Origin of the sequence: Chryseosolibacter indicum, from assembly GCF_018598585.1 — a bacterium.
Taxonomy (GTDB): Bacteria; Bacteroidota; Bacteroidia; order Cytophagales; family Cyclobacteriaceae; genus Chryseosolibacter; species Chryseosolibacter indicus.
Window position 1 is genome coordinate 1 of the sequence record NZ_JAHESD010000087.1, and the last position, 16558, is coordinate 16558.

A 16558-nucleotide genomic window follows, 5' to 3' on the forward strand; every position below is an offset into this window, starting at 1 on the left:
GTTCTGTTGTAGCCCCGGCAGGAATCGAACCTGCATCTTCAGAATCGGAATCTGAAATTCTATCCATTGAAATACGGAGCCAGTAAAAATTTAAAGTAATCGTTTATTTACTTTATTTCATCGAACCTCGGTCTTCAGAATTGTCCCGATCTTAAATCGGGATATCCATTGAAATTTTAGTTTAAGGTTAAAGTCCTTAAAATTGTCGTTTAACGATTCCTGGTTTGCAAAAATAAACGAAACTTCAGGGTTATAAAATTTAATCTTTAGGTTGTATATAAATCATTCGACTAACCAACAGTTTTCATTAGATCGACTTGATTGATCGGGATTAAGTTTACTTTAAATTTTTTAACGATCATGTTCATCAGCGGATCATTCTTGATCTTCTGCATCATGCGACCTGTCTGATCTGTGTCATATCCCATTACCATCTGATCGAGCAACGCGAGGTGCTTAACACTGAAAAAGAAGCCCGCGATAACATAAGGACCAAAAGGGGTGTAAGGTATGTCGAATGAGCTACCTGTCATATTAAACAAAGTATTAGGAAGGTAGTCACCATTATGTGCAATGCCCTTCATATCCATATAATACTTTGCTGCATGTTCTCTTGAGGACATCCTTGGATCGGTTAAGCTCAGAAGTCCCGCGAGTGGCTTTTGTTTTTGCGATTGTAGTATCAGAATTTCCTTTGCATGCCTGTCGTTTTGTACGTTCATGCGAACGTATTGCTGTACCTGGTCCCAGAAAGGAACTTCCGGCTCTCCGTCATCCACACGAATTAGCGAGTGAATTGCATAATCCTGTATACCAGACGTAATCTGAATATTAAGCACCTTCAATTCCGGGTCACTTGCTATTGCTTTCTCAAGAATGGTTCGCTGGTGGCGGGGATGTGTTCTCAGCAAATCAATGCTTTTAATCCAATCACCCGCGAGGTATCCATCATAAGCATAAACCTCCTTGAGCAGCAGCTTTATTTTTGTATCGTTGTAAATCTTGATGCGCTTTCCTCTCACTTCAATTTCAGGCTTCTCCTCCACAATCATGCGTTCCAGTTCAACCCCTACAGATGAGGCACCAAGCATACCACAATTTAATGGAGACCCATCTACAATTTTTAAGTCATGCACGTGGCTTATGTAATGGTCATTTGAGTCCTCTGTTAAGTGCCCGTGAGTCTGTATATGCACATAGTAACTTAAGGTTACATCTTCATCTGATGAATTACGTTGCGCCTGTTCAAAGGTGCGCTTGATATCCATAACAACATCAGGCGTAACAAAAGAGCCGGCGGCACGAATGGTGTGCATTTCAATAACTATTCCATTTTTTAAGAAGCCAGCACTGATATGTTCCACTGCATCTAATTGTACCTGGCTAAGATCTCGTGCATCTGCACAGCCTATAAGTATGTGTACTTGTTTTTGCCTCATAAAACCCTAAGCGGTATTGAAAAGTAATTCTAATCCGGCGCTAATATACCTATTAGGACTGCTTTAATCCAAAACGCCTACTTCTACTAAATGGAAATAAAAAAGCCTTGTACTACAAGGCCAAGAGGTTATTATGATGCTTCTTCAACTATTACTCTAAAAACGAGCGAAATTTGTTTACCATGAGTAAACCCTCATTATAAGAAACTGGTTTAACAAGATAATCAACCGCACCAAGACTTAAACACTTTCTCTTTTCTGTTTCATTTTCTGAAGTCGAAAAAATAATAACAGGCACATTCTTTAATCTAAAAGATTGCTTCATATGAAGCAGTGTTTGTGTGCCATTCATGATTGGCATGTTAAGATCAAGAATTACCAGACGCGGAAGTTTATTATCAAGTGCAATTTTCTCCATGTACTCTAAGGCATACTTACCGTTTTCAACATAGTGAACTCTGTTTTCAATTCCTATATCCCTAAAGTACTCCGATAATATCAGATGATCTTCTCTATCATCATCTACTACAAGAATTTCGTAATTGTTTTCCATATCTTAATCCGCTTCTACAGTTTCTTTCTTTCCTACAACCGGCAATTCTATAGAAAAAATCGAATACTCACCAACTTTAGAGGTCGCAGATATTTTACCTTGATGTAACTCTGCTATTCGCTTACAAATGGACAACCCTATTCCTGTACCCGGAAATTCATTTCGGGTATGAAGTCTTTCAAACAAGCCAAAAATCCGCTCGCTGTATTGTTCTTCGAACCCAATACCATTATCCTTTACCCGAATGTAATAATTCCCGCCATCTGTTTCGGATGTTATTTCTATCTGAGGAGCAACGTCCTTCTTAGAGTATTTTAATGAGTTGGAAATAAGATTTATAAAAAGCTGACGGAGTCTGAGCGGATTGCCTCGTACATTTGGCATCTCTGCAAATTTAACTACCGCATTTTTTTCTTTGATTGTAAGATCGAGATCTTTGATGATATCACTAATGGTATCGTTAAGGTCTACATCTTCAAAAACAATCTGTTGTTTCTGAAGCTGAGAGTAACTTAAAAGATCATTGATCAACTCTTTCATACGACCTGCTGCTGCAGTCATATTATTAAGGATTCCTACACCTGCCTCATCAATTTTATCTGAGAACTTTCTCTTTAAAACATCCGAGTAAAAGAAAAGCTTACGAAGAGGTTCCTGTAAATCGTGTGATGCCAAATGCGCAAATTGCTCCAGCTCATAATTACTGCGATTCAACTCAACAACCTTGCGTTGAAGTTCCTCCTGGTTGTTAAATAACTGATCCTGAATCTCCTTTAGCTCCTTGTTGTCCTTTAGTGTTTGGTCTACCTGTTTCTGCGCGCTTATATCAACAATAAATCCTATCCACCGTGTAACAATCTCCTTTTCATTTTTTAAAGGAATAGCAGAGAACATATGCCAAATAAAGTTACCTGTGGCCTTCTCTTTAAATCGGTATTGACCATTAAAAGGACTTTGCCTTTGAACCGATGCTGTGATCTCTTTTCCAAAAGCAGAATAATCAGATGGATGCAGAAAATTTTGCCATGCATTACTGTTTAATTCTTTTGGTACTGTTCCCAAAAAGTCTTGAAGCCATTTATTAGTATAAGTAATCACTCCCCTGTTATTAACAGAGAACATCATTAATGGCAACGAGTCAGTAAGAATGCGATAATCATTCTCACTATCTCTGATCTTTTCTGCCAGGTCTTGTAAAAGCAAATTCTTTCTGCGTAATTCATCATAGGCAGAAAGGGGTGGTTCATTTTTGAAGTATCCAATAAACGATTCAATTTTCGAATCTGTTATTGTCCCTCCAAAATTGAGTTGCTGTTTCAAGTTAATCTGAATATCCTTACCTGATCTTACAATTTCAATATCATCAACCAGACGTTTAGCATAAGAACAAGCTTCTCCTGCTCTTTGCGTAAAATCGATAGTATCTCGTATACTTGCCTTTAAAAACTTTTTGGTTACCCCCGATTCTATCCCTAATAACAATATTGCATTCTGTCCATGCTCGATAGCACATCTTGCAATTTCAGAAACTGCTGTTGCAATGGACGTTTGATTAATCAACGAAAAGCCAGTAAGCTCACAAAGTTTCATAGCACGCTTATGTGCCAGAATAAGATCCATTTCATTTTCAAGCTTTACTTTTACTATTTCTTTCATACACTAACCAATTATTGAATAGCATGCATCATCGATCTCAACTTACCTTAGCAACTACTATTGAGGAATCATCATTTCCTCTTGTATAGTCTTTATATATTGCGCCAGCCAAAACCATCATATCGTACTTCAAAACAGAGGGATATTTTGAGATGTCATAACGAGATCTTATTCCGTCAGAACACATTACCAGAAACTGATTTTTCTCTGCATCAAATTCTGAGTTATGCAGTGAATTAGGAATATTCATCCCAACAGTACCATTATAAGAAAGGTAATTCCTAAAGGTAATTCCGGTATATAACCGGGTAAGGATGTTACCAACAGCACATATTTTCCAGTATTTACTTTTCAAATCAAGTACTGCAACTGATGCTACCAATCCCCTTGTTCTTCTCACCTTTTCATGCATATATCGCAAGATGGAAACAGGGTCACTTTCCTCACATTCCGTGAAAGAGCTGACAGCCTTTTTTACTGCTTCATGTGCATGTTCTCCATGTCCTAACCCATCGCCAAGAAAAATTTGAATAGTTGAGTCGGTACGCTTCATTGCAAAAGCATCACCGCAAACCGTTTCTTTTGGCTTATTTACACACAGTGCTGAGATGTCTACATCCAGCGTCGCTGACTTTCGCAAAGTTTTATCACTATTAGTTGTAACCATGGAATAGATAATGGTACCCCACTTAGGCAGTGAATATAGCTGAAAATTATCGCTTAATCTCTGAATAGCACCAAGGCCCTGCCCTAAAGTGTGTGTTGTTGAGACACCATCTCTCATCATTTTTGCAGGGTCTGCCATGCCTACTCCACTATCTATACACAGCATTTCGAAAACAGAATCTTTTTCTCCCTCGTCATATACTCTGTAAAGAAAGTCCCCACCTTTCGCATGTTTAACCAGGTTAGAGGCAAGTTCTGAAACAATGATGTCTATCTCTCCTCGTTTCTGCTCATTAAACCTGGTATTTGCAACCTCCCGATGTATTTCCCTTTTTATGTAAGCAACGTAACTTCGTTCTTCAATGCGGTAGCTGGCAAATGTCTTATCCATTCTTCCATTTCGTCACTATGACTGTTGTTCCTTTTCCAACTTCCGAAGTTATAGCAAATTCGCTCACCAGTCTTTTAGTTCCTGGCAACCCAAGTCCTAAACTTTTTCCTGTAGAAAATCCGTCCTTCATTGCCTTATCAATATCAGGAATACCGGGGCCCTCATCCTTAAAGACCATACGTATTCCGTTCTCTCTTCCCTTACTTACTACTTCAATTGTAACCTTACCCCCGTTGGCATACTTTAACATGTTACGAGCCAGTTCGCTTGCAGCAGTGATAATTTTCGTTTGATTAACCAGGCTCATTCCAATCTTCACCGCATACTCCTTAAGCCTGTTTCTAAAAGGAATTACGTCTATTTCACGCATGATAGACATGCTCTCCCTATTCAGTGTCACCATGGTCCTCTTCCTCCTCAGGTTCCTCTTCTGCTATTTTTTTCTTTAGCAGCTCCATACCTTTTTCGACGTTTAAAGCGGTAAGAACACCATTGAGGGGAAGGCCTAATTCAACAAGAGTTATTGCCACAGCTGGTTGCATGCCCACTACTACAGTTTCAGCATCAAGTATTTTTGACATTGTAGCAATGTTACCGATGATCCTTCCCATGAAGGAGTCGATAATACTTACGGCTGAAATATCAATGAGTACACCACGTGCACCTGTTTTTTTTATCATTTGAACGAGGTCGCTTTCCAATGTTTCAGCAAGCCGGTCGTATAAGTCAACCTGGATCGTCACAAGAAGCAGGTTACCCATTCTTAGAATAGGAATTTTCTCCATGAAAACTATTCTGTTATCTGTTGTTGTTTTTGTTTTTTAACTACCTGAAGTTGTAATAAACCAAAAGCAGTTTTTAGTGCACTTGCTAATGAAGCCTTTGTTACAACTTGTGAAAGGTCTATACCAAGATGTACTACAGTCTGTGCTATCTCTGGACGGATACCACTAATGATACACTCAGCCCCCATTAATCTTGTCGCACTTACTGTTTTTATCAAATGTTGCGCCACCAGGGAATCTACCGCAGGTACGCCGGATATATCAAGAATGGCAATGCTGCTTCCGCTCTCAACAATTTCTTGTAAAAGGTTTTCCATTACAATCTGTGTACGGGCACTATCAAGTGTACCAATAATAGGTAAAGCAAGAATGCCATCCCATACCCTTATTACTGGTGTTGAGATTTCAGATATTTCATCTGTCTGACGAAGAATAACTTCTTCTCTGCCTTTAATAAATGTTTCAAAGGTGCTTATTCCGAAGCTATCTATGATTTTAATTATTTTAAGACTTTGCACATAAAGCTCCTGCGGATCTTTAATTTCTTGTTGAAGAACGTTCAATAAAGCATCCTTAAGGCTGAAAACAAAAATGCCGGTCTCTCTCGGTGAAAATCCCTGCTTTGCTCGAGATATGGATATACCGCTTAATATATCAACAATCGCCTCGAAAGCACTATTAGCTGGATCATCAATATTTTCATCCGAAAGGTTGTCGATAAACGCATCAAGCAACTCCTCAGACTGAGAACGAAGATCTTCGTTACTCATAAGATCTTCCCGAAGGCCCTCATCTGCAAGTTGGAATTTCATCCAGTTCTCAAGAACAGCTTTCTTTTTCTTCTGAAAGATCTTTATCGCTTCGTTTTTCATGATTTATTAAAGGAAAGGTAAATAATTGTGCTATTTAGGTATTAAAATGGAGACTCTAGCCTCCTTATGTGATAAAAGGAAGATTAAATTTGCTATAAAAAATTATGCCTATTGAAAAGATTTATAGCATAACCCTTTGACCTACAGGTGGTAAGACTATAAATAGTAAGAGATCAAGGTTATCAAATGAATTATCAAAAGATTAAACAGAAGGACGAATTTTAAAAAAAATTGCCTAATGCAAAGACTCTTAACTTTCTATTTGAACAGGAAACAATACCAAGAAAGGCAATGAAAGCGCAAATAGAAAGTCTCCCAAGAGATTAAAGCGCCCATTCATTAATAGAAAAGCCTTTGCACCCTCATTCCTGTAAGGAGAATGAGAGAATGAAAATAATAGTGGAGCCGCAGAGAATCGAACTCTGGTCCAGAGAAGATAATGCCGTACCTTCTACATGCTTAGTTGAATTTTAATTGTAGGGAAAAGCAAGGTTACCAACATCCTAAACTTCTCCTTAGTTGCTTAGTCTTAGCCGTGTTTAGCAACATCACACGGAGCAGTTTTACTAAACGACATCGCTAAACCAGCACCCGTAAAACAAAGGCACTGAGCGATGATGGCCTCCCGATTCTTAATCGGGATAAGCTAATCTAGCTATCAGCTAAATTAAGCAGCCATGGCGTAGTTAGACTCGCCAAGTATGTTGTAGGACTATCTTTCAAGGCTCTCATCCCATGAGCCTGCATGCTTACATACGTAATTACGCATCCTGTCAAAACCGGTCGGCCCCATAAATCAATGAACGTACATTTCGACATCAGTCAAATGTAAATAGAAGACAAATATAGGATTAAAAATGTTCCTGTTAACCTAATGAAAGTCAATATTCATAAGTAGATATGCATCTCACTTCTTGTCAGGTTGTTATGAATTCTTCACTACTAAAAGGCTAAAATTTATTGTCAACTGCGGCCTTGTCAATTGTCAATTGCATTCTATCTTGCACCTCCCATGGAGAATTTTGTTGTATCGGCACGCAAATACAGACCTACAGGTTTTGACGAGGTAGTTGGTCAGGAGCATATTACCACTACACTTAAGAATGCCATTGATAACAATAAACTGGCCCAAGCTCTACTTTTCTGCGGGCCCCGAGGCGTAGGAAAAACCACATGCGCACGAATTGTTGCGCGTTTAATTAATGGTTTTGAAGAAAGAACGGAGAACAATTCTCTTAATATTTTTGAACTTGACGCTGCTTCAAATAACTCAGTAGAAGACATACGAAACCTAATTGATCAGGTTCGTTACCCACCACAATTCGGAAAATTCAAAGTTTATATTATAGACGAGGTTCACATGTTGTCCAACGCAGCGTTTAATGCGTTCCTAAAAACATTGGAAGAACCTCCTTCGTATGCAATTTTTATTCTGGCTACTACTGAAAAGCATAAGGTAATCCCAACGATACTCTCCAGATGTCAGATCTTTGATTTTAACCGAATTCAAATCAGTGACATTGCCAATCACCTGAAGAAAATTGCTCAACGAGAAAGCATTCCTGCTGAAGATGAGGCTTTGCATCTGATCTCCCAAAAGGCTGACGGTGCTCTTCGCGATGCCCTGTCTATCTTTGACCTGATGGTAACCTATTCTTCAGGAAAGGGTGTTACCTTCAAAGCAACGTTATTGAACCTTCATATTCTTGACTACGACTACTATTTTAAAGTTGTAGATTCGTTACTCACAAGAAGTCACACACAGCCTTTATTATTATTTGATGAAGTACTAAAAAAAGGCTTTGATGGACACAACTTTATTGTAGGCTTAAGTGAGCATTTAAGAAATCTTCTAGTATCACAAGACGCCCGAACTGTTCAATTGATGGAAGTTCCGGAAAGTGTTAAAAGAAAGTATGCTGAACAAGCGCAATCATGTCCACCTTCCATTCTGCTTACATGGTTGAACATTTCCAATCAATGCGATCTTGGTTATAAAAGCAGTAAAAATCAACGCCTCTCTGTTGAACTGGCATTAATGAAAATGGCCCATGTTAGCCATGTACTTTCAGTAGAGCAACTCGCTGCTACCAATGGCATTTCCTCCGAACAGGCAGGCTTAAAAAAAAAATTAGTGTAGAAGACGAAAGTCTTACTACAGAAGCCGGTTCTCCTTCAAATGGAGCAGATATTTCTGAAGATAGCATTATTGAAAAAAGAGAAGTCGAGAATAAGCCGGTTATAAACCCGCTTAAAGAAAATACAACTCAAACACCCGCTGTTGACAACAGGCCGAAAACTACTCCAAAAACGATTAAACTTACCGATCTCCTTCGCACAGACAAGAAGGATGAAAAGACAGGGGTGCCAGTTAACAAACCCGTTGACGAGCCATTTACTCCTGAACAATTAAGAACCGCCTGGCTTGAATATGCAGAGCAAAGGAAAAAATTTCAGGCAGAATATCAAATGCTTACTCAGCCCTTTGAAATAAGGAATAACGTTATCGTTGTATCACTACTAAGCCCTATTCATGATACAATGTTGAATAACATTAAAAGCGAAATTGCCAGCTTTTTAAGAGATAAACTTAGAAACAACACCATTCAGGTAAAAGGTGAACTTCAGGCATCATCGGATGACACAAGGAAGGTTATGTACACCCCCCGTGAGAAATTCGAGTACCTTATGGAGAAGAACCCGATGTTAAAAGAGTTAAGAGATCGACTTGGTTTGGATACCGATTATTAAGATCAGAACCTAACAAAGCTTGTATACAAAGAATGATCAAAAGACTTCCAATCCAGTATGCTAAAGCCTTATATCAATTAAAAGAAACTTTTTCTTTTCGATGAAGATCTTCTTGATGGTGTACCGAAAAGCATTCCAAAAACGCCTCTTACCAGCTCACGCCCTACCTGTTTGGCTACAGGAGAAGCCATCACTTCTTCAAAAGTAGATTTTTCTTTCCTTCTTCCCCCGGCTGATCGCTGTGTTACCTTTTCTTCCCTTTCACGCTCAAGTTCTTCTTCATCCCTTTTCATGCGATCGCCAAGTATTTCAAATGCGCTCTCAGGATCTACGGGATCTTTATATTTCTTATACAAATCAGAATTTCTTAAATGCTCATTGTATTCATTGGAAGAAATCGGGCCCATTACAGAAGCCGGAGGGATCAGATGAGTAACAACCGTTTCTGTAGGAATACCTTTCTCATTAAGCACTGTAATAAATGCCTGGCCTGTTCCGAGTTGGGTAAACTGTTGCTCCATATCGTAGAACTCAGACTTTGGAAAAGTCTTTACCGTTTCTTTTAATGACTTTACATCGTTGGGAGTAAATGCACGAATAACATGATGAACCCGATTACCAAGTTGTGACAACACTGCCGGAGGTATATCAGATGTGAGCTGCGTACAGAAGAAAACACCTACACCTTTTGACCTGATTAATCTTACTACCTGTTCTATCTGCTCTAGAAAAGCTTTTGACGCATCTTTAAAAAGAAGATGGGCCTCATCAAGAAAAAACACAAGCTTAGGCTTATCAATATCACCTACTTCCGGCAAAGATTGATAAATCTCTGCAAGCAAGGCAAGCATAAAAGTAGAGAAGATAGCAGGTTGACTTTGAACATCCGAAACATTTAACAAACTTATTACTCCACGCCCGTCCACTTTTTGAAATAAGTCATCTATATCAAAAGAAGTTTCTCCGAACAGTTCACTTATCCCTTGCTGCTCAAGTGAAGCGATCTTGCGGAGTATAGTTCCTGCAGTAGCACCTGAAATTTTTCCATAGTCAGCTTTAATTTCTTCCGCACCTTTTCCTTCCGTTAAATAATTCAGTACCTTCTTAAGATCATTAAAATCTACTATCGGAAGATTCTTGTCGTCGGCATATTTGAAAATAACATTCAATACTCCGGTTTGTACTTCATTTAATTCAAGAATTTTAGATAAAAGAACAGGACCAAACTCTGTTACTGTTGCGCGCATTTGTGCGCCTAGTTTGCCACTCAAAGAGTATATCTCAACCGGATAAGCAGAAGGTGAGTACTTAAAACCAAGTGCCGTAGCACGTTCAACAATTTTATCATTTGTGGCTCCCTCTTTTGCAAATCCTGATAGATCGCCCTTCATATCCGGAATGAAAACAGGAACGCCCGCCGCAGATAGCTGTTCTGCTATTACCTGAAGTGTTCGGGTTTTACCGGAACCTGTAGCTCCCGTAACAAGACCATGACGGTTCATCATTCTTAGTGAGAGATTAACCTTTGCTTCTGGAATAATCTCACCCCTATAGACGCCACCTCCTAAGTAAATAGATGAACCACTAAAAGTGTATGATTTATTAATAGCCTCTGTAAATTTCCGGATATCCATAAACTAAACTTAAAGAAAACAAGTATAACCTGCCAACACTACTTTTTAGAATCCTGATAATTCTGGAAGGTATAAAGGAATCCAAATGAAAAAACCTGACTAAGCTGTGCTCCTGAGTCCTGGTCAAAATCGTAAAGCAGTATACCTCCAATACCTACATTAATGTATTTATTCACCTTCGCTATTATGTCTATATCTACACGGTGATCAATAGTTTTAAGATCTAAGGTTTCATAATTAGCATATAAAAGATATCGCCATTTCAGGTTTATATTCTTTACAATTTCTTTATTGAATTCTGCCTGCATTTGAAAAGCCAACCACTCAAATCGTGTGGTTTTGGTCGAGTCTACCCCATAAGGCTTTGAATCTACAGTGCGGGTAAACCTTCTCGCATCATGTACAATAGTAAGACGCGGAGCAAATGGCGATATTCTAAGCTTAAAGTATTCGGCAGGATGATACTCAACACCCCACGCTGATGTAATGAATGCGGGAGCAAAAAAATCAGAAATTAGCGCTGAAACATTATCGTCCTTGTAATTATAGCCTCTTGAGAATTGGGATAAAAGATTGAGCGACGAGAACACGCCCCAGTTTTTATTCAACTCATATCCGTACTTGGTATCAAGAAACAAGCGATCAATAGTTTTTCTATAACCTTGGCCTGAGCTGTTAACAAAACCAAATGCGACATCAAGCTCGTTATCCCATGAGTTCTTCTTATCCTTATAATTTGCCTTATAATTAAAAATGGAATTAAACCCTATAGAATTAATACCCCCTGCCTTCCAATTTGACGAGAAGGCGGCCTGGTTGAAGTTTAGGGTCAGGTTAAACTTCCTCTTCCAAAGTAAAGTATCAGGTTCACTGCTTTGTGCTTTAGAAGCATATCCAACAAAACAGAGCAAGCACATTACAAGAACATGATGAATAGAATAATATTTCATTGAGCTTAAAGGTTTAATGTTTAAGAGAATGGAATAGATGGCTAACGCCAAAGACTAAGCACACGGAGTCTAATGATCGGACGAAACAGAAGTGGACTTACTTTTAAGATAATGGGTCAAATATTATTCAATTTGATCTCATCAAGAGCTACCTCTGTAAGCGGTTTGGTGATAAACTTGATAACGTGATTATTGTTAACAATTTTATCGATGTCTCTCTTGTTATCCGAACTGGATAAAATGATAACCTTACATTTATTACGTACGGTCTCGTTGAATTTCTCGAACTCGTATAGGAAAACGAACCCATCCACGATGGGCATGTTAATATCAAGGAAAATAAGACTAGGAAGATTATCAGGATTATTCTGGTTCTCTCGCAGGTAATCTAATGCCGCTTTTCCAGAGCCTTTTACTTCAACTCTTTTGGCAAACTTTGTTATCTCTATGATCCTTTTACTGATAAAATTATCAGTATCGTTGTCATCAACAAGCATTACCAGGTCAATCGTTTTAGTATCGGTTTGCATTTACATTTAGTAAGGTCAGGCCACACGCCACAATGTATGAAGTCACAAAAATATCCCTTTTTTCAAAATTTTTCAGATAAGCTAATAAAAATAGCCGCTGTATTTTAATAAAAATCTGAAATATTATTTTGAATCTCTTATTGTGTTGCCCTTATCCGAAGTTTTTCTCCTACTGAAAGTGCAAAATCTTTCTTCTGATTCCAGTCCATCAAATCCTTGATAGTTACGCCATATTTCCTTGCTATACTATACAAGGTATCAGATGGTTTAACTTCATGAAAAATCTCTTCAACATTTGAAGAAACTACTTTTACAATTTGCTGATTTTCAGAAAGCTTTAGTAACTGGCCAGGTTTTATGCCTTGTTGTAAGTCCAGGTTATTCCAATTCACCAGGTCCATGACACTTACATTGTACTTCTTCGCTATTGCATAAAGGGTTTCTCCTTGTACTACTAAGTGTTCGCTTTTCTTTGGAACTTCGTCAACACGCGCAACCCTTACCGTATCCTCAGTAATTATGACAGGCTTCTCGCTTACAGCCACTGGATCACTATCTGTATTATTTGAATTCGTCTCAACTTGATTAGACCCGGAAGACGTTACAACGCTTATCGGATCCGTTACAACGGATACTACTGGCTCTTCCTTTCTGGTAGTTAGGTCTACCTCCTGTACCGGGTCTGCAGACCAATTAAAGGTATTTCCCTCATCAACTTCAACGATAGGCGTGTTGATCTTCTCATTTTTTGAACTATTGCGTGGCTTTGTTGACGAAAGCCATAGCATTGTGCCTTCTTTCAATGTTTCATTCTGAAGGCGGTTATACTTTTTCAACTTCTTTAATTGAACTCCGTATCGCTGGCTTACCATCCAAAGAGTTTCCCCCTTTTGTAGCTTATGGAAATCCTCCTCCGAACGATTTCTTTTCTTAGCTAAGAAGTAGAAGGCGCCCGGTATAACAGCACTGCTGTAATTGATATCGTTCCACTTTAAAAAAGCGCTTAGATCTACCCCAGCCCGGGTTGCCAGTTTTGCTGGCGTTTCTCCGTCTAAAGCTTGTATGACAGGAACACCATTAATTTTACTTTTAACTGTTTCCTGTTTTACCGTTCCCTTATCACTTACCGTCTCTTGCCGTGCTGCAATGGTTTCGGATTCAGCCGGTATAGTTTTTCCTGATGCTATGGGAATTAAAACAGCGTATGTTCTGTCATCAGGGATATCTCCTGATCGCACCCATTTGTTATACTCTTTTAATTCATTTTCGTCAGCAGAGACTTCTTTTGCAAAATCTGATAACGACTTTTTTGTTTTGCTCTGGTATACCAGCAGGTTTACTGCTCCATCACCTTTCACGTTTTCAAAAGCGACTTTATGCGCCAGAAACTTCTTAACATACCAATACGTACTGCTTGTGATTTCAGCGTGTTTCTCTCCCTTGTGCGTGTTTTTTTCAGAACGCATCACACCTCCCGCTCCCATTTGATAAGCTTGAAGCGCATATAGCCAGTTATCAAAAAATGTGTTGTTCTTCTTAATATACCGCGCTGCACCACGTGTAGAAGCTGCGATATTCATACGCTCATCAATGTCTTTATCTACACGTAAGCCCATTTCTTTTGCTGTAAAGTCTTTAAACTGCCAGAAACCTACGGCATTGGAAACAGACACAGCATCAGCAATCAGGGCGCTTTCCTGAAGGACCAGGTATTTAAAATCGTCCGGCACATCTTCTTCAGCTAAGATTTTTTCAATAACGGGAAAGTAAATCTTTGCTCTCTCTGCCTTAATGTTGAAGTGCCGCGGAGACGCTGTCAGAGCGTCAACATCTTTCTGAATCTCTTTCCTGGCATCATCGCGTATTGTTAACGACATACCAGCAAAGGACATTTTATGAGGAACCTGGGGTGTTTGCGCTGCTGTAAAAAATGAAACAGCCAGTAAGAGCGCAGTGAATATTCTCATTTCAAAAAATTACGATTTAACCAAGATGTCCGCTTGTAATGAATGAAGGGTCACACTTCAATCCACCACTATTCTAAACATCTATCCAACCTTTCGCATCATCATTATTCCATCACGTACTGGCAGCAGAACGTTTTCTACCCGCTTATCATTGTGTACTTTCTTATTAAAATCCAAGATTGCGCGGGTATCTTTATCAGACTTTGCTTCAATAACCTTGCCGCTCCAGAGAACGTTATCGGCTAAAATAATACCATTCAAATTTACGTGATCTATAACTAAATCCAGATAGGTACTGTAACTTTCTTTATCTGCATCAATAAATACCAGATCATACTTATAGCTTAATGCTGGTACCACTTCTCTTGCATTTCCTACGATATATTCAATCTTCTCCTGATAAGCTGATTTTGCAAAATACCCTCTTGTCACCTTTTCCAACTCCTCATTAACATCAATTGTTATCAACTTTCCTCCATCCTGAAGCCCTTCAGCCAGGCATAGCGCCGAATACCCGGTATATGTTCCTATCTCAAGGATGTATTTCGGCCTTATCATATGGCTGATCATAGATAATAGCCTCCCCTGAAGATGGCCTGAGAGCATGCGCGGCTTCAGTACTTTGGCGTGCGTATCCCGGTTAATTGTCTTCAAAAGATCGGCTTCTTCAGATGTATGTTGCTCAGCATAACGCTGAATATCCTGGTTAATAAAATCCATTATACTAAAACTGCATGTCCGTTCGAAACTAACTTTTTCTCCGGTTCCATGATCAGATAACTCAGGGAATCTTCATTGAAAATTTCTTTAGCTATCTTTTGAAGTTTCTTTGAAGTGATCTCATCAATGGTATTATACGTTTCTTCGAGCGTAGGAATGTTTCCTATATCCAACAAGCTGCGGCCCATCATCAGCATGAGACTCAGATTATTTTCTTCTGCCATTGCCAGCTGGCCCTTTAGTTGTTCCTTAGCGGAAGAAAGTTGTCTACTTGTTAATGGCTTTTCGCAGAACCTGTACAATTCCTTCTTTACAAGCGATATACACTTATCCAATTGTTTCGGCTCAGTACCAAAGAATACAGCAAACATACCTGTGTCTGTGTAAGGGATATAATGAGCATCAATAGAATAAACAAACCCATATTTTTCACGTAAGGCAAGGTTAAGCCTGGAGTTCATACCCGGGCCCCCCAGCATGTTTACCAGAAGAAAAAGCGGAATTCTGTTTTCGTGCCCAAAAGGATAAGCATCTCTTCCAATAGCGCATTTAGCCTGCTTAACCGTGCGCTTAAGAATTACTTCTCCTGGTTTGTAATTACTAAACCGCTTTCTTTTTGCCGTTGCCTTTTGCTTCGGTATCCCTTCAAAATAAGAACGTGCTATTCGCTCAATCGCTTCAGGGGCAATATTACCAACACATGAGAACACAATCTTATCCGTGCTCATGTGGTTCTTTACAAAGGATACAAAATCTCTCTTCCTAAATGACTTTACTGTCTCTGGTCTTCCAAGAATATTCATTCCCATCGGATGATTTCCATAGACAACTGTTTCAAATTCATCCTGTAACGAATCATCAGGGCTATCCAGATACATTGCCATCTCCTCGAGAATAACACCTCTTTCCTTCTCTATCTGGTTGTCAGGGAAAATAGAATTGAAGGTGATATCACTCAACACATCTACAGCACGTTCAAAATAATTGTCTCTTACGGAAGCGTAGAATACAACCTTCTCTTTATCGGTATACGCATTTAACTCTCCACCTATTGAGTCAAGACTGCTGATAATGTGGTATGCCTTCCTGCGCTTCGTCCCCTTAAATGCCATGTGCTCCCAAAAGTGTGCTATCCCCTGGTTATCGAACGACTCATCCCGGCTACCGATATCCAATATAATTCCGCAATGTACAATCTTAGTAGTAGCAACTGGCTGATGCACGATCCTGATACCATTCGAAAGTGTATATATCTTAATATTCTTCATTCTTAGTAATAAGTTAAGAGTTAGTGTTTCAACGGCGAACACTCTTGCCCGGCCTCGGGCATTGCCTTGTTTCGACTATCCGCTTTTCTGTATAATTATAGTGAAATGCAAATGGCATAAGTATTGTAATTTTTCATTCGCTATGAATACACAAAAAGTAAAAACCTGTTTCACTATCACCTTCACTTCAGAGCAATACGAAAGAGCCCGGAAGTATGTTGAAGATATGAAACGTCATCCTAACCGGGTTTACTGGCGCGGTAAAGAGGGTAAATCCGACGAGGAATTAGTAATTGAACAAATCGCGCACCGAATTCTATCCGGCTTTTATAATGACGATCCTTTAAATGCCGGTCGCCATATTATTCGTATGGAT

At 39.1% G+C, this 16558-nt stretch carries 16 protein-coding genes, 1 tRNA gene and 1 other RNA gene; 3 read left to right on the forward strand and 15 right to left on the reverse strand.

Annotated elements, in window-relative coordinates; translation table 11 throughout:
- Positions 1–9: 9 nt before the first annotated feature.
- The 9 genes from KK060_RS22740 to ssrA form a co-directional block, all read right to left on the reverse strand.
- Positions 10–81: transfer RNA gene (locus tag KK060_RS22740), tRNA-Arg, on the reverse strand.
- Positions 82–290: 209 nt separating this feature from the next.
- The gene (locus KK060_RS22745) at positions 291–1439 is read right to left on the reverse strand and encodes a hypothetical protein (protein ID WP_254157197.1); all 1149 of its coding nucleotides are present in this window, start codon (positions 1437–1439) and stop codon (positions 291–293) included.
- A 151-nt stretch (positions 1440–1590) separates the two neighbouring features.
- Positions 1591–1992: a response regulator gene (locus tag KK060_RS22750; RefSeq protein WP_254157199.1), complete on the reverse strand. Its 402-nt coding sequence runs from the start codon at positions 1990–1992 to the stop codon at positions 1591–1593.
- Positions 1993–1995: 3 nt separating this feature from the next.
- Positions 1996–3648: an ATP-binding protein gene (locus KK060_RS22755; RefSeq protein ID WP_254157202.1), complete on the reverse strand. Its 1653-nt coding sequence runs from the start codon at positions 3646–3648 to the stop codon at positions 1996–1998.
- Positions 3649–3685: 37 nt separating this feature from the next.
- A complete protein-coding gene (locus tag KK060_RS22760; protein WP_254157204.1) occupies positions 3686–4705 on the reverse strand; it encodes an ATP-binding protein in 1020 nt (339 codons plus the stop codon).
- Entirely contained in the window at positions 4698–5108 is a 411-nt protein-coding gene (locus KK060_RS22765; RefSeq protein WP_254157206.1) for an anti-sigma regulatory factor, read from the reverse strand. Before KK060_RS22765 ends, KK060_RS22760 begins: the two co-directional genes overlap by 8 nt.
- A complete protein-coding gene (locus tag KK060_RS22770; protein WP_254157215.1) occupies positions 5092–5490 on the reverse strand; it encodes an STAS domain-containing protein in 399 nt (132 codons plus the stop codon). Before KK060_RS22770 ends, KK060_RS22765 begins: the two co-directional genes overlap by 17 nt.
- Before the next feature lie 5 nt (positions 5491–5495).
- Positions 5496–6362 (reverse strand): STAS domain-containing protein, encoded by an 867-nt coding sequence (locus KK060_RS22775; RefSeq protein ID WP_254157217.1) that lies wholly within the window; start codon positions 6360–6362, stop codon positions 5496–5498.
- Positions 6363–6759: 397 nt separating this feature from the next.
- Positions 6760–7153, reverse strand: a transfer-messenger RNA (tmRNA) gene (gene ssrA / locus KK060_RS22780).
- A gap of 221 nt (positions 7154–7374) precedes the next feature.
- Here ssrA and dnaX point away from each other — a divergent pair.
- Together dnaX and KK060_RS22790 are read left to right on the forward strand one after the other, a co-directional pair.
- Complete coding sequence (gene dnaX, locus KK060_RS22785) at positions 7375–8502, forward strand: DNA polymerase III subunit gamma/tau (protein WP_254157219.1); 1128 nt, start codon at positions 7375–7377, stop codon at positions 8500–8502.
- A 224-nt stretch (positions 8503–8726) separates the two neighbouring features.
- Positions 8727–9113, forward strand: coding sequence for a DUF8493 domain-containing protein (locus KK060_RS22790; protein WP_254157221.1), 387 nt, complete (start codon positions 8727–8729; stop codon positions 9111–9113).
- Positions 9114–9190: 77 nt separating this feature from the next.
- Here the strand turns inward: KK060_RS22790 and KK060_RS22795 are convergent, their stop codons facing one another.
- From KK060_RS22795 to KK060_RS22820, 6 genes are all read right to left on the reverse strand, one after another.
- Complete coding sequence (locus tag KK060_RS22795; RefSeq protein ID WP_254157223.1) at positions 9191–10747, reverse strand: helicase HerA-like domain-containing protein; 1557 nt, start codon at positions 10745–10747, stop codon at positions 9191–9193.
- A gap of 38 nt (positions 10748–10785) precedes the next feature.
- On the reverse strand, positions 10786–11697 hold the full coding sequence (locus tag KK060_RS22800) for a DUF3078 domain-containing protein (protein WP_254157225.1): 912 nt from the start codon (positions 11695–11697) through the stop codon (positions 10786–10788).
- Positions 11698–11813: 116 nt separating this feature from the next.
- Positions 11814–12227: a response regulator gene (locus KK060_RS22805; protein WP_254157227.1), complete on the reverse strand. Its 414-nt coding sequence runs from the start codon at positions 12225–12227 to the stop codon at positions 11814–11816.
- Positions 12228–12364: 137 nt separating this feature from the next.
- The gene (locus KK060_RS22810; RefSeq protein ID WP_254157229.1) at positions 12365–14194 is read right to left on the reverse strand and encodes a LysM peptidoglycan-binding domain-containing protein; all 1830 of its coding nucleotides are present in this window, start codon (positions 14192–14194) and stop codon (positions 12365–12367) included.
- 81 nt (positions 14195–14275) lie between these two features.
- Positions 14276–14914: an O-methyltransferase gene (locus tag KK060_RS22815; RefSeq protein WP_254157231.1), complete on the reverse strand. Its 639-nt coding sequence runs from the start codon at positions 14912–14914 to the stop codon at positions 14276–14278.
- Positions 14914–16182, reverse strand: coding sequence for a M16 family metallopeptidase (locus KK060_RS22820; RefSeq protein WP_254157233.1), 1269 nt, complete (start codon positions 16180–16182; stop codon positions 14914–14916). Before KK060_RS22820 ends, KK060_RS22815 begins: the two co-directional genes overlap by 1 nt.
- Before the next feature lie 142 nt (positions 16183–16324).
- On the opposite strand from KK060_RS22820, the gene KK060_RS22825 reads away from it, so the two are divergent.
- Positions 16325–16558: hypothetical protein (locus tag KK060_RS22825; protein ID WP_254157235.1), on the forward strand; the 234-nt coding region annotated here is incomplete at its 3' end.

Coding starts and splice junctions, on each gene's coding strand:
- KK060_RS22810 (WP_254157229.1), bottom strand. CDS start 14,194: ATGAGAATATTCACTGCGCTCTTACTGGCTGTTTCATTTTTTACAGCA.
- KK060_RS22820 (WP_254157233.1), bottom strand. CDS start 16,182: ATGAAGAATATTAAGATATATACACTTTCGAATGGTATCAGGATCGTG.
- KK060_RS22750 (WP_254157199.1), bottom strand. CDS start 1,992: ATGGAAAACAATTACGAAATTCTTGTAGTAGATGATGATAGAGAAGAT.
- KK060_RS22800 (WP_254157225.1), bottom strand. CDS start 11,697: ATGAAATATTATTCTATTCATCATGTTCTTGTAATGTGCTTGCTCTGT.
- KK060_RS22760 (WP_254157204.1), bottom strand. CDS start 4,705: ATGGATAAGACATTTGCCAGCTACCGCATTGAAGAACGAAGTTACGTT.
- KK060_RS22770 (WP_254157215.1), bottom strand. CDS start 5,490: ATGGAGAAAATTCCTATTCTAAGAATGGGTAACCTGCTTCTTGTGACG.
- KK060_RS22755 (WP_254157202.1), bottom strand. CDS start 3,648: ATGAAAGAAATAGTAAAAGTAAAGCTTGAAAATGAAATGGATCTTATT.
- KK060_RS22815 (WP_254157231.1), bottom strand. CDS start 14,914: ATGGATTTTATTAACCAGGATATTCAGCGTTATGCTGAGCAACATACA.
- KK060_RS22805 (WP_254157227.1), bottom strand. CDS start 12,227: ATGCAAACCGATACTAAAACGATTGACCTGGTAATGCTTGTTGATGAC.
- KK060_RS22775 (WP_254157217.1), bottom strand. CDS start 6,362: ATGAAAAACGAAGCGATAAAGATCTTTCAGAAGAAAAAGAAAGCTGTT.
- dnaX (WP_254157219.1), top strand. CDS start 7,375: ATGGAGAATTTTGTTGTATCGGCACGCAAATACAGACCTACAGGTTTT.
- KK060_RS22795 (WP_254157223.1), bottom strand. CDS start 10,747: ATGGATATCCGGAAATTTACAGAGGCTATTAATAAATCATACACTTTT.
- KK060_RS22765 (WP_254157206.1), bottom strand. CDS start 5,108: ATGGTGACACTGAATAGGGAGAGCATGTCTATCATGCGTGAAATAGAC.
- KK060_RS22745 (WP_254157197.1), bottom strand. CDS start 1,439: ATGAGGCAAAAACAAGTACACATACTTATAGGCTGTGCAGATGCACGA.